The sequence below is a fragment of the Streptomyces boluensis genome (assembly GCF_009908195.1).
GTDB classification, from domain to species: domain Bacteria; phylum Actinomycetota; class Actinomycetes; order Streptomycetales; family Streptomycetaceae; genus Streptomyces; species Streptomyces boluensis.
Genome location: NZ_JAAAHS010000192.1, coordinates 1 through 14149, shown reverse-complemented (window position 1 = coordinate 14149; position 14149 = coordinate 1). Strand labels below are relative to the sequence as shown.

Genomic DNA, 14149 nt, shown 5'->3' with positions numbered 1-14149 from the left:
GCGGTGTGGGTGGTCGGCTGGGCGGGCGGTCAGGCGCGGAGGCGTAGGCCGCGCGGGGTGGCGATGAAGCCGGCTGCCTCCAGGAGCGGGCCGAGGGGGGAGGTCAGGGCGGCCGTGCCGTTGATGCGCTCCACGGTGACCGTGCCGAGCGAACCCGCGCGTGCCGCTGCGGCGAGGGCCTCGGCCGCGGTGTGCAGGCGGGTGTCGTCCGACGCGGCCGGGTCGTCGGGGTCGGTGGGCCAGGCGAGCAGGGTCTTGCCGCCCCGCTCCATGTACAGCGTCAGCTCGCCGTCCACCAGGACGACCAGGGAACCCGCCTTCCGCCCCGGCTTGTGGCTCGCTCCGGTCGGCGGCTCGGGCCAGGGGAGCGCCGCGCCGTACGCGTTCGCGGGGTCCGCCGCGGCCAGGATCACCGCGCGGTCACCGCCCGCCGGGGCGTCACCGCGGTCGCGCGCGTTGGCCGCCGCGCGCAGCCGGTCCACCGCTCCGTCCATCGCGAACTGTGCGGCGCCCAGGCCCTCCACGACATAGCCGCGCCGCGCCTGCCCGCTGTCCTCGAAGGCGGACAGCACGCGGTACGTCGCCGAGAAGCCGCCCTCCACGCCCTCGGCGCCGACCGCGCCGCGCGTCACGACGCCGTGCCGGTCCAGGAGCGTGCGGGCCAGGGCGTGGGCGCGCCGCGTCCCGTCCGGTTCGAGCCCCGGCAGCAGCGACCAGCGGCCCGCGACCGTGGGCGGGCCGGTACGCGAACCGGGGCGGGTGCCCGTACGCGCGGCGGCCGTCAGCGATCCGTACCGCCCCCGGGGGACGTTGCGTCTGGCCCGGTGGGCCGTGGAGCCGGCTGTGCGGCCGGAACCGAGGAGGGCGCGCATCGGGGCCAGCGTGTCGTTGGTGAGCCGGCCCGACCAGGCCAACTCCCAGATCGCGTCCGCCAGTTCGGGATCGGTGGTGTCCGGGTGGGTGGTCGCGCGGACCTGGTCGGCGATCTGGCGGAAGAACAGTCCGTACCCACCCGAGAGCGTGGTCAGGACGGACTCCTGGAGGGCTGTCGGCTCCAGCGGGTGCGGCTCGGGGAGGAGGAGGGGTGCGGTGTCGGCGAGGTACAGGGAGACCCAGCCGTCCTTGCCGGGAAGGGCGCCTGCGCCGGCCCAGACGACCTCGCCCGTGGTGGTCAACTCGTCGAGCAGCGCCGGGGTGTAGTCGCGCACGCGGGACGGCAGGATCAGCTTCTCCAGGGCGGAGGCGGGCACCGAGGCGCCCTGCAGCTGCTCGATGGCGCGCACAAGGCCGTCGATACCGCGCAGCCGGTGGCTTCCCATGTGCTGCCACTGGGGCAGGAACCCGGCGAGCGCGGCGGGTGGCACCGGTTCCAGTTCGTGCCGGAGCGCGGCGAGGGAGCGGCGGCGGAGCCTGCGCAGGACGGTGGCGTCGCACCACTCCTGGCCGATGCCCGCCGGGTGGAACTCGCCCTGTACGACCCGGCCGCTCGCCCCGAGGCGCTGCAGCGCGCCCTCGGTGACGGCGCTGCCGAGGCCGAAACGGGCCGCCGCGGCCGCCGAGGTGAACGGGCCGTGGGTGCGTGCGTACCGCGCGAGGAGGTCGCCGAGCGGGTCCTTGACGGGCTCCGTGAACGCCTCCGGTACGCCCACGGGGAGTGCCGTGCCGAGGGCGTCCCGCAACCGGCCCGCGTCCTCGACCGCCGCCCAGTGGTCGACGCCCGCGATACGGACCCGGATGGCGCGGCGGGCCCCGGCCAGCCGCTCCGGCCAGTCGGCCTCGGCGCCGCGCTCGGCCAACTCCTCGCCGGTGAGCGGGCCGAGGAGGCGCAGCAGGTCGGCCACACCCTCGACGTCCTTGACGCGCCGGTCCTCGGTGCGCCACTGGAGTTCCCGCTCCAGGTCGGTCAGGACGTCCGCGTCGAGCAGTTCGCGCAGCTCGGCCTGGCCGAGGAGCTCGGCCAGGAGGCGTGAGTCCAGGGACAGGGCCGCCGCGCGCCGCTCGGCGAGCGGGGAGTCGCCCTCGTACAGGAACTGGGCCACGTACCCGAACAGCAGGGAGCGGGCGAAGGGGGACGGCTCGGGGGTGGTGACCTCGACCAGGCGGACGCGGCGGGAGTCGATGTCGCCCATCAGCTCGACCAGGCCCGGTACGTCGAAGACGTCCTGGAGGCACTCGCGCACCGCTTCGAGCACGATGGGGAACGAGCCGAACTCGCTGGCCACCTCGAGGAGTTGAGCGGCGCGCTGGCGCTGCTGCCACAGGGGCGTGCGGCGGCCGGGGCTGCGGCGCGGCAGCAGCAGCGCGCGGGCCGCGCACTCGCGGAACCGGGAGGCGAACAGCGCGGAACCGCCCACCTGCTCGGTGACGACCTGGTTGATCTCGCCCTTGTCGAACGTCACGTCCGCGGCGCCCACCGGTGCCTGCTCGTCGTCGTACTCGAGACCGGGCTTCGACGGGTCGTGGTCGAGGAGGTCGAGGCCCATCAGGTCGGCGTCGGGCAGGCGCAGGACCAGGCCGTCGTCGGCGTGCATGGCCTGGGCGTCCATGCCGAACCGCTCGGTGAGCTTGGCGCCGAGGGCGAGCGCCCACGGGGCGTGCACCTGGGCGCCGAACGGGGAGTGCACGACGATCCGCCAGTCGCCGAGCTCGTCGCGGAAGCGCTCCACCACGATGGTGCGGTCGTCGGGCACATGGCCGCAGGCCTTGCGCTGCTCCTCCAGGTACGACAGCACGTTCTCGGCGGCCCAGCGGTCCAGGCCCGCGTCCGCGAGGCGCCGGTGCGCGTCCTCTTCGGTGAGGCCGCCGATCTCCCGCAGGAACGCGCCGAGCGCACGGCCCAGTTCGAGCGGTCGGCCCAGCTGGTCGCCCTTCCAGAACGGCAGGCGTCCGGGGACACCGGGGGCGGGGGAGACCAGGACGCGGTCGCGCGTGATGTCCTCGATGCGCCAGGAGCTGGTGCCGAGCGTGAAGACGTCGCCCACCCTGGACTCGTAGACCATCTCCTCGTCGAGCTCGCCGACCCGGCCGCCGCCCTTCTTGGGGTCGGATCCGGCGAGGAAAACCCCGAACAGGCCCCGGTCCGGGATCGTGCCCCCTGAGGTGACGGCCAGGCGCTGGGCACCGGGGCGCCCCGTGACCGTGCCCGCCACCCGGTCCCACACCACGCGGGGGCGCAACTCGGCGAACGCGTCCGACGGATAGCGCCCCGCGAGCATGTCCAGGACCGCGGTGAACGCCGACTCGGGGAGCGCCGCGAAGGGGGCGGCGCGGCGCACCACGGTCAACAGGTCGTCCACCTGCCAGGTGTCCAACGCGACCATGGCCACGAGCTGTTGGGCCAGTACGTCCAGCGGGTTGGCCGGGACCCGCAGCGACTCGATGGAGCCGGATCGCATCCGCTCGGTGACCACCGCCGACTGCACCAGGTCGCCTCGGTACTTCGGGAAGACCACGCCCGTGGAGACGGCGCCCACCTGGTGTCCGGCGCGGCCCACGCGCTGCAGGCCCGAGGCGACCGACGGGGGCGACTCGACCTGCACGACCAGGTCGACCGCGCCCATGTCGATGCCCAACTCCAGGCTGGAGGTGGCGACCACGGCGGGCAGGCGGCCCGCCTTCAGGTCCTCCTCGACCAGGGCGCGTTGCTCCTTGGAGACCGAACCGTGGTGGGCACGTGCGAGGACCGGTGGGGCGCCCTTGGCCGCGCCGGACTCGGCCATCAGCTCGGCCGGGGAGTGGTCCTCGGGCAGAGTCTCGCCGGTGGCCCGCTCGTACGCGATCTCGTTCAGGCGGTTGCAGAGGCGCTCGGCCAGGCGGCGGGAGTTGGCGAAGACGATGGTCGAGCGGTGCGCCTGCACCAGGTCGGCGATGCGCTCCTCCACGTGCGGCCAGATCGACGGGCGCTCCGCCTGCGTGTCGTCGGCGTCGCGCGCGGGGGAGCCGCCCAACTCCCCGAGATCCTCGACCGGGACGACCACCGACAGGTCGAACTCCTTGCCGGAGGGCGGCTGCACGATCTCCACCCTGCGCTGCGGGGAGAGATAGCGCGCGACCTCGTCCACGGGCCGCACGGTCGCGGACAGGCCGATGCGGCGGGCGGGGCGCGGCAGCAGTTCGTCGAGCCGCTCGAGGGACAGGGCGAGGTGCGCGCCCCGCTTGGTGCCCGCCACCGCGTGCACCTCGTCCAGGATCACCGTCTCCACGCCGGCCAGCGCTTCACGCGTGGACGAGGTCAGCATCAGGAACAGCGACTCGGGGGTGGTGATCAGGATGTCCGGCGGCTTCGTCGCGAGGGAGCGGCGCTCGGCGGGCGGGGTGTCACCGGAGCGGATGCCGACCCGCACCTCGGGTTCCGGGAGGCCGCGCCGGACGGACTCCTGCCGGATCCCGGTGAGCGGCGAGCGGAGGTTGCGCTCCACGTCCACGGCGAGGGCCTTGAGCGGCGATACGTACAGGACGCGGCAGCGCTTCTTCGGGTCGGCGGGCGGCGGCGTGCTCGCCAGCCCGTCCAGCGCGGACAGGAACGCGGCCAGGGTCTTGCCGGAGCCGGTCGGGGCGACGACCAGCACGTCGGAACCCTCGCCGATCGCCCGCCAGGCGCCCTCCTGGGCGGAAGTGGGCGCGGAGAAGGCACCCGTGAACCAGCCCTTGGTCGCGGGTGAGAAGGAGTCGAGCGCTGTCCCTGCCATGGTCCCCATCGTGCACCGCCGCACTGACAATCGTCCCGACCTGGGGAAACGAGGGCGAGGGAGGTCGGAGCCCGTGATTCCGCCGAACCGAGCGGGGCCCGGCTCTGCGTGAAGCCCTGGCCTCTGCTTTGCGAGAATGAGAGGCATGGCCAAGGACGAGTGGGCGCGGTTGTGGCAGCACGAGCAGCTGCCGGGCATCGACCTGCTCCGTGCCCGGTACGTCCGGCATGCCTTTCCCCGGCACAGCCACGAGGGCTATGTGTTCGGGGCGGTCAGCGGCGGTGTCGAGGACGTTGTGCTGCCCGACCGCACCGTGCACGCGATGCCGGGCAGCGTCGTCATGCTCAACCCCGAGGTGCCGCACGCGGCACGGGCCGGGGTGCCCGAGGGCTGGGCGTACTCGACGCTGTACCCGTCCGCCGACGTGGTCGCCGAGATCGCCGCCGAGACCACCGCGATCCGGGGCACCGTGGGCTTCGCCGAGGTCGACGTGCTCGACCCGCAGGGCGCTCACCTGATCCGAGAGGTGCACCGGGCGGCGGAGGAGGGGAACGCGCTCGCCGCTGACAGTGTCCTGCGCCTCCTCGTCGCCCGGCTCCTGAGCCGGTACGGCAGCTCGCTGCCCAGCCGCACCCTGCCCTCCGCGGGCTGCCGCAACGCGGCACGCGCGCGTGCCGTCCTCGAGGAGCGCATGGCCGAGCCGCCCTCCCTGGAAGCGCTCGCCACCGAGCTCGGCACCAGCCCCTTCGCCCTGCTGCGCGCGTTCAAGCAGCAGTACGGAATGCCGCCGCACACCTGGCTCACCAACGCGCGCGTACGGCGGGCCCGCGCGCTGCTCGACGCGGGTACCGCGCCCGCCGAGGCCGCGGTCGCCGTGGGCTTCACGGACCAGCCGCACCTGAACCGGCACTTCACCCGCATCGTCGGCGTCCCTCCGGGGGCCTACCAGCGGGAACGGCGGGAACGCGGGGAGCGCGGCACGGTGCCCGTACCGCTGCCCCTGCTCGCTCCGGGGCTCGACGCACCCGGCACGCGCGTGGTGCGCAAGAACGTACAAGACCGCGACGAGCCACTCCCCGTAGCTTCCGAGGCGTGGCAGAACAGACATCATCCGCAGCTGTACGCACCGGAGACGATCCCCAGGACATCCCGGCGCACGGAGCCGGCGCCGGGCCCGGAGCGGCATCGGGCGCCGGCGACCCGTCGGCCGCCGCAGGACAGGGCGTAGGACAGGGAGCAGGTCAGGGCGCAGGGAAGCCTGACTCCGCCGTCGTCCGGGACGCACTCGGCGTAGGCATCGCCGTAGGGCTCTCCGGCTTCGCCTTCGGCGTGACCTCCGTCGGCAACGGCCTCGACCTCCTGCAGACCTGCGCGCTCAGCCTTCTGGTGTTCACGGGCGCCTCGCAGTTCGCACTCGTCGGCGCGCTCGCGGGCGGCGGAAACCCGATCACCGCGGCGGCCGGTGCGTTCTTCCTCGGCGTGCGCAACGCGTTCTACGGGCTGCGGCTCTCGCAGCTGCTCCAACTGCCACGCGCGGTACGCCCGTTCGCCGCGCACTGGGTCATCGACGAGACGACGGCGGTGACGCTGGCCCAGCCGGACCGTCGCGCCCGCCGGATCGGCTTCACGGTCACCGGACTCACCCTCTATGTGCTGTGGAACCTCACCACACTGCTCGGTGCCCTCGGCGCGGAAGCCATCGGTGACACCGACGCGTGGGGGCTGGACGCGGCCGGTCCCGCCACGTTCCTCGCGCTGCTCGCGCCGATGCTGCGCACCGTCACGGAACGGGCGGTGGCGCTCCTCGCGGTCGTTCTCGGCCTCGCGCTGCTGCCGGTGCTGCCCGCGGGCGTGCCGGTCCTGGTGGCCGCTCTGGCCGCGCCGCTCGTGCTGTTCGTGGAGGGCCGGAAGATCGGCTCGCGTGAGAGGAAAGACCGTTGAACATCTGGCTCGCCATCGCCCTGACCGCCGTCGGCTGCTACGCCGTCAAGCTGATCGGCCTCCTGGTGCCCGCCGGAGTGCTGGAACGGCCGCTCGTGCAGCGCCTGGCCGCGCTCCTGCCGGTCGCGCTCCTCGCCGCGCTCACCGCGCAGCAGACCTTCGCCGAAGGGCAGCACCTCGTCCTCGACGCCAAGGCCGCGGGCCTGGCCGCCGCCGGGGTGGCGTTCCTGCTGCGGGCGCCCTTCCTGGTGATCATTGGCGCGGCCGTGCTCGTCACGGCGGGGGTGCGGGCGCTCGGCTGAGCCTGTCCGTCCGGTTGTCCGCCGGTTGCCTTCCGGTTGTCCGTCCGGTCGTCGTGGCGGGCGGCACGCACGCGTGGTGCCCGATATGCGTCCGTCACGCCCTACGCGTACGCACGCGTGGTGCCCCCGTACGACTCAGCCGAGGTCCCGCCCGTACGCGCGCAGTGTGCGCAGCGCGTCAATGGTGACGATCGGGCGCCATTCCAGGGCCGAACCCGGCGCCCACATGCGCCAGTTGACCGGCCAGCCGCCGTCGTCCTGCTGCTCGCGCTCCAGGTGGTCGAGGGAGCGGCCCAGCTCCTCGTCGGTGAACCAGGAGCGGGCCAGCGACTCCGGCACGCGCGCGTAGTCGTGCGGGAAGTGGTGCTCGCCCGGCGCGTAACCCGGCACCACCGGGTACGTGTCGCGCCGCCGCGGGTCAAGGACCGCGAGCCGCTGCTCCCTGACCAGCCGGCCGAGACGGTCCGCCGCGACCTGGGCGCGGGAGCGGTCCGGGGCGCCGTCGAGGAACGCGACGGCCGCCTGGATCTCGTACGGATGGGACCTGTCGAGCTGTTCCACCGCGGCCCAGCAGTAGTCGGTGGCGCGGAACAGCCAGGCGTGCCAGACCGCGTTGCGGTGCAGCAGCCCCACCACGGGCCCGGTGGCGAGCAGGTCGCTCGGCGGGTCGTCCACGACCGGCACGAAGGGTGCCAGAGGGTAGCCGCGCTGGCTCGGGTGGATCGCGGGCAGCGCGCCGTCCGGAGTCGACACCTCCGACAGGTGACGGCACACCCGCTCCACCCGCTGCCCGCCGCAACGGCCGATGGCGTCGAGGACGCGCAGGGCGCGCGCGGCGTGCAGGGGCTGACTGACGGGGCCGCGCAGATCGGGTTCGAGGGCGTGGCCGTAGCCGCCGTCCTCGGTGCGGTACGCGGCGAGGGCCGCGTCCACGTCGTCGGCGGACCCGCCCAGGAAGTGGTGCGCGAACCTGCGCTGTTCGAGCACACGCGCGGTGAGCCACATGAAGCGCTCCGCGAGGGCGAGCCGGGAGGACCGGGAGGCCGTGGGGCGCGCGTGGTGCGCGCCCGCGTCGGGCGCGCCGGATGGTGCGGATTCAGCCATGCACCGCACCGTAGGGCGGTGCGCGACGGCGGGCAGCCCCTCTGGCTCTGTCCCACTCTCAGGGGCGGGATACTGGGTTCATGCGGTTGACGGTCTTCTGGCAGCGGATGGAGGAGCACTTCGGTGCTTCGTACGCCGATTCGTTCGCACGTGATCATGTGATGTCGGAGCTCGGCGGGCGGACGGTGCACCAGGCGCTGGACGCGGGCTGGGAGACCCGGGAGGTCTGGCGCGCGGTGTGCGGCGCCATGGGCGTACCGGCCGACAAGCGGGGCGCGCTGCCGGACGACAAGCGCTGACGCCGGACGGCCGTCCGCACCGGGTGCGGACCGCGCGGTCCGGGTGCCGGGAGTGCCGGTTTCGCCCTTGACCTGAGCCGATGTGGACATCGGGCGGGGGAGGGCTGCGGGATTGTCGGTGGCGTACGCGAGACTGGGCGGCGTGGCACCGAGCGAAGCACCCAGTGAGACCGTCGCGCAGGACAGCGGCCCGCCCTCTACGACGCCCCCCGACGGGGACGCGGGGGCCTGGTCGGCTCCCCGCATGCCGCGGTGGCTGCCGCGTGCCATGGTGCTCGCGCTGGCCCTGATCGCCTGTTTCCAACTGGGCAGTTGGGCGTTCCACCAGCTGACCGGCCTGTTGATCAACATCCTGATCGCGTTCTTCCTCGCCCTCGCGGTGGAGCCCGCGGTCAGCCGGATGGCACACCACGGCATGCGCCGCGGCCTGGCCACCGCCCTGGTGTTCCTCGGCGTGATCATCGTGGGCGCCGGATTCATCGCGATGCTCGGTTCGATGCTCGCCGGCCAGATCGTGGACATGGTCGAGGACTTTCCGCAGTACCTCGACTCGGTGATCAGGTGGATCAACGCGACCTTCCACACCGAGCTGTCCCGGTTCGAGCTCCAGGACAGCCTGGTGCACTCGGACTGGCTCCAGAAGTACGTGCAGAACAGCGCGACCGGGGTCCTGGACGTGTCGGCGCAGGTGCTCGGCGGACTCTTCCAGCTCCTGACGATCCTGCTGTTCTCGTTCTACTTCGCGGCCGACGGGCCACGCCTGCGCCGCGCCCTGTGCTCCGTGCTGCCGCCCGCCAAGCAGGCCGAGGTGCTGCGCGCCTGGGAGATCGCCGTCGACAAGACCGGCGGCTATCTGTACTCGCGCGGTCTCATGGCGCTGATCTCCGGTGTCGCGCACTACATCCTGCTGGCGGCGCTTGACGTCCCCTACGCGCCCGCGCTCGCGGTGTGGGTCGGCCTGGTGTCGCAGTTCCTGCCCACGATCGGCACCTATCTGGCAGGTGCGCTGCCGATGCTGATCGCGTTCACGGTGAACCCTTGGTACGCGCTGTGGGTGCTGGTCTTCGTGGTGGTCTACCAGCAGTTCGAGAACTACATGCTGCAGCCCAAGCTGACCGCGAAGACCGTCGACATCCACCCTGCGGTGGCCTTCGGCTCGGTGATCGTCGGCACCTCGCTCCTGGGCGCGGTGGGCGCGCTCATCGCGATCCCCGCCGTGGCCACACTCCAGGCGTTCCTCGGCGCCTATGTGCGGCGGTACGACGTCACGGACGACCCGCGCGTGCATGGGCACCGCAAGCGCGTCGCGGGGCCGCCACTGGTCCGCCTGAGGCAGGCCCTGCGCACGCGGAGCACCGAACCTCCGCCGCCCGAGCAGCGCATCGACGACGACCCGGACGCGCCCGACACCCCGAAGGGGCCGGATGATCCGGACAACCCCGACCAGGAGCGCTGAACCCGGCGAGGCTCACCGCCGGGCGGTCCCGGGCGCTGTCCGGGCGCTGTCCGGGCGACGGCGCCGGACATGGACTGGGGCGCGGACACGCGCGTACGGGGCCGGGGCAGGGCCGGCACGACGGTTCAGATACGGAGTCCGAGCAAGGGATTTCAGACGTACGAAGGTCTGGTGACGCGGTGCCGGAACGCGCGCCACACGCACGCCTGGACGGCCACGAGCAGCGGTGTCACCACGAGCAGCGCGGGCACCAGGAAGGCGAGGGCGGCGCCGTCCGCGGCCGCGTGGGCCAGCGGCAGGGCGACGCCCGCGAGGAGCGGCAGAGCGGCCATCAGGACGCCGGTCAGGGCGAACGACTGCCAGGGGCGCCCGGTGCGGCCGACCAGGACGCGCGCGCGTACGTAGGGCTCGCCGGTCAGACGTAGTGCCGCGAAACCGAGGCCGTGCGCGGCGAACAGCGCGGCCACGGCGAGCGCCGTGAGCACCGCCACCGGGCCGCCGGCGGGGGAGTGCACCGAGCCGCTGAACAGCGCGGCCAGCAGCCAGCCCCAGGCGAGCGCGACGGCCCAACTCCCGCACACCACAGCCCCGTCGCACCCGGCACGCCACCGGCGGGCGTCGACGCGGCCGCGCAGCCACAGCCCCGCGTCGCGCACCACCCAGCCCGCGAGGAGCGGCACCACCACCGCGAACTGTCCGCTCAGCAGCTCGCCCTCCAGCTCGGGGAAGCAGCCGATGAGCAGCCCCGCCGTGGCCACGAGCCAGACCTCGTTGCCGAGGAAGAACGGGGCGAACGACGTGAGGACCAGGCGGCGTTCGGCATCACCGCGGCCCAGGTAGGGGGTGAGCATGCCGGTGCCGATATCGGCACCGCCGAGCACGAAGTACCCGGCCGCGAAGAACGCGAGCAGGCCCACCGCCAGCGCTTCGAGAGTGGACGTTTCCATGGTGCTCCTCAGTAGCTCGCGGCGGTGAGGGAGTCGGCCGGGTCCCGGTCGGTGGCGCGCTCGTCGTGACCGAGCCCGCTCTCGACCGGCCCCACGCGCGCGTGGCGCGCGAGCAGCCACACATTGAGCGCGGCGAGCAACGCGAACAGGGACGTGAAGACGATCAACGAGGCACGCATCGCGCCCGGCGACACCGAGGAGACCGCGTCCTCGGTGCGCAACAGGCCGTACACGACCCAGGGTTGGCGCCCCGCCTCGCGGAACACCCAACCGCTGATCATCGCCAGATACGGCAGCGGAACCGCCGCCATGAGCACTACGTGCCAGAGCCGGAAACGGAAAACGGCCCTCTTGAAGCAGGCGAGGACGGCACCGGCCAGACACAGGTACATCATCAGCGCGAACGCGAGCAGCATCACGATCCCCGCGCCCCGCGTCCAGCCCTCCGAAGGGACGTAGTCGCCGGGGCCGAAACGGGCCACCATGTCGGCCTGCAGCCGCGCCACTTCAGCGACCTGACTGCTGAAAACCGCCTCCTTCATGGGCTGCATCGCGGCGAACTGCACCCCACCGAAGGCAGCCGTCACGAACAGCGCGGGCAACGCGACGAACACCCCTGTGCGCAGGCTCCGCCCGAAGAAAACCCACTCAGGGGTGCGCTTGAACAGGTGGTAGGCGCTGACCCCCGCCATGAAGAACCCGGCCGTGAGCAGCGCACCGGCCAGCACATGCCCGAACGCGAGCAGGGCGCTCGGGTTGGTGAACACCGCCGCCGCGTCCCCGATGACGAGCCTGCCGCCCTGCTCGCGGTGGCCCACCGGGTTGTTGAGGAAGCCGTTCGCGACCAGGATCCAGTACGCGGAGGCGTAAGCGGTGAGGGTGACCACCCAGATCAGCGCCAGGTGCACCCACCTGTTGAAGCGGTTCCAGCCGAAGATCCACAGGCCGAGGAAGGTCGACTCGACGAAGAACGCGACGACCGTCTCCAGGGCCATAGACGCACCGAACACGTCACCCGCGTAGTGAGTGAGCCCGCTCCAGCTCAGGCCGAACTGGAACTCCATGACGATGCCGGTGACGATCCCGACCGCGTAGTTGATGACGTACAGCTGCCCCCAGAACCGCACCATGCGCGCGTGCAGCACGCTGCCGCTCAGCGTCGCCCGGGTCTGCAGGCACGCCACGACGGTCGCGAGGCCCAGCGTGAGGGCGACGAACAGGAAGTGACCGCCCGCGGTGAGTGCGAACTGCAGGCGGGCGAGATCGAGGGTCTCGGGGTTCGGCAGCGATACGTTCACGCCCACAGCGTCGGCGTACGGCTCCGGTCGCGGCGTCGGCCCGCGGTGGACAGTCGACGTACACCCTGAGTTGCGGGTGGGGCCGTCGGCGTACCCCAGAAGTTGCGACCTCGCGCGTGGGTGCGGGCGCGGGTGCTAGCTCAGCCAGCCCGGCGTGATCATTCCGGACTCGTAGGCGAGGATCACCAGTTGTGCCCGGTCCCGTACGTCCAGCTTGGTCATGATGCGGCTGACGTGGGTCTTGGCGGTGGCGGGTGACAGGACGAGGCGCTGGGCGATCTCGTCGTTGGACAGGCCCGCGCCGACCAGACCCATCACCTCGCGTTCGCGTTCCGTGAGCGCGTTGAGGCGGGGGCCGGGGTCGGGCCTGCGGCCACGGCCGGCGAACTCGGCGATCAGGCGACGGGTGACGGCGGGTGCGATCAGCGCGTCGCCGCGCGCCACCACGCGTACGCCGTGCAGCAGTTCCATCGGTTCGGTGTCCTTCACCAGGAAGCCGGAGGCGCCCGCGTGCAGCGCGCCGTACACGTAGTCGTCCATGTCGAAGGTCGTGAGGATCACGACGCGCACGCCCTCGAGGGACGTGTCCGCGGTGATGCGGCGGGTGGCCTCCAGGCCGTCGAGGCCGGGCATGCGGATGTCCATCAGGACGACGTCCGGGCGCAGCCTTCGCGCGAGCCCGACCGCCTCCTCGCCGTCGGCGGCCTCGCCCACCACCTCGATGTCGTCCTCGTCCTCGAGGATGGAACGGAAACCGGCCCGTACGAGGCGCTGGTCGTCCGCGAGCACGACGCGTACGGCCCGGTGGCGGTCCGGGTCAGTGCCGGGGGCCGTCGGGCCCTGTGAGGCGGTCACAGCTCTCCTCCGAGCGGAAGTCGGGCGCTGACCCGGAAGCCGTCCGGCGTGTTCCGGGCGGTGAGTTCGCCGCCGAACGCCTTGGCGCGCTCGGCCATGCCACGGATGCCGCTGCCGTGCGCCTCCTCGTCGGGGGAGCCCTGTCCGTCGTCCTCGATGCGCACCTGTAGGTCCTTATCGGCGTAGGTGAGGGTGACCACCACTACGCACGCGTGTGCGTGGCGGGTCACATTGGTGAGCGACTCCTGCACGATCCGGTACGCGGCGAGGTCCAGCGGCGGCGGCAGCGGCCGGGGCGTGCCGACCGTGTCCAGGCGCACGTCGAGCCCCGCGCTCCGGGCCCGCGCCAGGAGTTCGGGCAGCCGCTCCAGGCCGGAGGTGGGCGCTGTCGGCGCGCTCTCGTCGGCCCGGCGCAGCATGCCGAGGGTGGCACGCAGCTCGCCCAGAGCGTCTTTGCTCGTGGACTTGACCGCTTCGAGGGCCTCCTCCGCGGTGGCCAGGGCGGCGGCGGTCCGCTCGGGCGGCACGCGCGTGGAGCCGGTTTCGCCGTCCTTGTGGGTGTGCCTCTTGGAGAGCCGGTGCAGGGCCGCGCCGGACTGCACATTGATGAGCGAAATGCTGTGCCCCAGTACGTCGTGGAGTTCGCGCGCGATCCGCAGTCGCTCCTCGGAGGCGCTCTGCTGGGCGCGGGCCTCCTGTTCCCGCTCGGCGGCGAGGGCACGCTGCCGCACCTCCTCCACGTAGGCGGCACGCGTGCGTTGGGCACGGGCCAGCACCAGGAGGCTGAGCAGCCAGCCCGCCAGCATCATGATCGACATGTCGTCGACCTTGCGTTGCCCGGGCTCCTGCACCGCCTCGCCGTACACGATCAGCAGCATCGCGACGACCCCCAGCGCCGCGGCGGCCGCGAACCGGCCGTCGGCGGCCGCCGTGTAGAGCGCGACGATGAACGCCACCATCACCGGGCCGTCGTACGCGCTGAACGGGTAGTACGCGGTACAGGCGAGGAGCGTGACGACGGCGACGCCGATGGGCCACCGGCGCCGGAAGCAGAGCGCGGCGCAGCCGATCCCGACGAGCAGCCAGCCCACGAGGGACTGCCAGAAGGTCTCCGTCGCGCCCCGCATCCCCCAGAAGGCGCCGCCCACGGTGACGGCCGTGACGGCGAGCGCCACCGAGAGGTCCTGGGCGCGCGCGGAGAGCCGCGGCCCTGGCAGCCGGTGCGGGGAGAGTGCCATGCCCGGAAGGATATTCCGGGC

The 14149-nt window shown here is 72.9% G+C and carries 10 protein-coding genes and 1 pseudogene; 5 read left to right on the top strand and 6 right to left on the bottom strand.

Annotated elements, in window-relative coordinates:
- Positions 1-29: 29 nt before the first annotated feature.
- Positions 30-4688, bottom strand: a complete 4659-nt coding sequence (locus GUY60_RS22500) for an ATP-dependent helicase (protein ID WP_161700650.1) — start codon at positions 4686-4688, stop codon at positions 30-32.
- 145 nt (positions 4689-4833) lie between these two features.
- Between GUY60_RS22500 and GUY60_RS22495 the strand changes: the two are divergent.
- The 3 genes and pseudogenes from GUY60_RS22495 to GUY60_RS22485 form a co-directional block, all read left to right on the top strand.
- A pseudogene (locus GUY60_RS22495) lies at positions 4834-5646 on the top strand (AraC family transcriptional regulator); the annotation flags it as partial.
- A 188-nt stretch (positions 5647-5834) separates the two neighbouring features.
- Positions 5835-6629 carry an AzlC family ABC transporter permease gene (locus tag GUY60_RS22490; protein WP_161700658.1) on the top strand — a complete coding sequence of 265 codons (795 nt, stop codon included), beginning with the start codon at positions 5835-5837 and terminating at the stop codon, positions 6627-6629.
- Positions 6626-6931: an AzlD domain-containing protein gene (locus GUY60_RS22485; protein ID WP_161700646.1), complete on the top strand. Its 306-nt coding sequence runs from the start codon at positions 6626-6628 to the stop codon at positions 6929-6931. The genes GUY60_RS22490 and GUY60_RS22485 overlap by 4 nt, the downstream gene beginning before the upstream one ends.
- A 135-nt stretch (positions 6932-7066) precedes the next feature.
- On the opposite strand, the gene GUY60_RS22480 is transcribed toward GUY60_RS22485, so the two are convergent.
- Entirely contained in the window at positions 7067-8035 is a 969-nt protein-coding gene (locus tag GUY60_RS22480) for a hypothetical protein (RefSeq protein WP_161700644.1), read from the bottom strand.
- A gap of 80 nt (positions 8036-8115) precedes the next feature.
- Here GUY60_RS22480 and GUY60_RS22475 point away from each other — a divergent pair, with 80 nt between their 5' ends.
- Both GUY60_RS22475 and GUY60_RS22470 read left to right on the top strand, forming a co-directional pair.
- Positions 8116-8334 carry a DUF3046 domain-containing protein gene (locus tag GUY60_RS22475; protein ID WP_161700642.1) on the top strand — a complete coding sequence of 73 codons (219 nt, stop codon included), beginning with the start codon at positions 8116-8118 and terminating at the stop codon, positions 8332-8334.
- 244 nt (positions 8335-8578) lie between these two features.
- Positions 8579-9790 (top strand): AI-2E family transporter, encoded by a 1212-nt coding sequence (locus tag GUY60_RS22470; RefSeq protein WP_161700656.1) that lies wholly within the window; start codon positions 8579-8581, stop codon positions 9788-9790.
- 152 nt (positions 9791-9942) lie between these two features.
- On the opposite strand, the gene GUY60_RS22465 is transcribed toward GUY60_RS22470, so the two are convergent.
- The 4 genes from GUY60_RS22465 to GUY60_RS22450 all read right to left on the bottom strand — a co-directional run bounded on the left by GUY60_RS22465 (position 9943) and on the right by GUY60_RS22450 (position 14128).
- On the bottom strand, positions 9943-10737 hold the full coding sequence (locus GUY60_RS22465; RefSeq protein ID WP_161700640.1) for a cytochrome d ubiquinol oxidase subunit II: 795 nt from the start codon (positions 10735-10737) through the stop codon (positions 9943-9945).
- A gap of 8 nt (positions 10738-10745) precedes the next feature.
- Entirely contained in the window at positions 10746-12035 is a 1290-nt protein-coding gene (locus GUY60_RS22460) for a cytochrome ubiquinol oxidase subunit I (RefSeq protein ID WP_312866391.1), read from the bottom strand.
- 135 nt (positions 12036-12170) lie between these two features.
- A complete protein-coding gene (locus tag GUY60_RS22455; protein WP_376771300.1) occupies positions 12171-12890 on the bottom strand; it encodes a response regulator in 720 nt (239 codons plus the stop codon).
- A complete protein-coding gene (locus GUY60_RS22450; protein ID WP_161700638.1) occupies positions 12887-14128 on the bottom strand; it encodes a sensor histidine kinase in 1242 nt (413 codons plus the stop codon). The genes GUY60_RS22455 and GUY60_RS22450 overlap by 4 nt, the downstream gene beginning before the upstream one ends.
- Between the last annotated feature and the right edge of the window lie 21 nt (positions 14129-14149).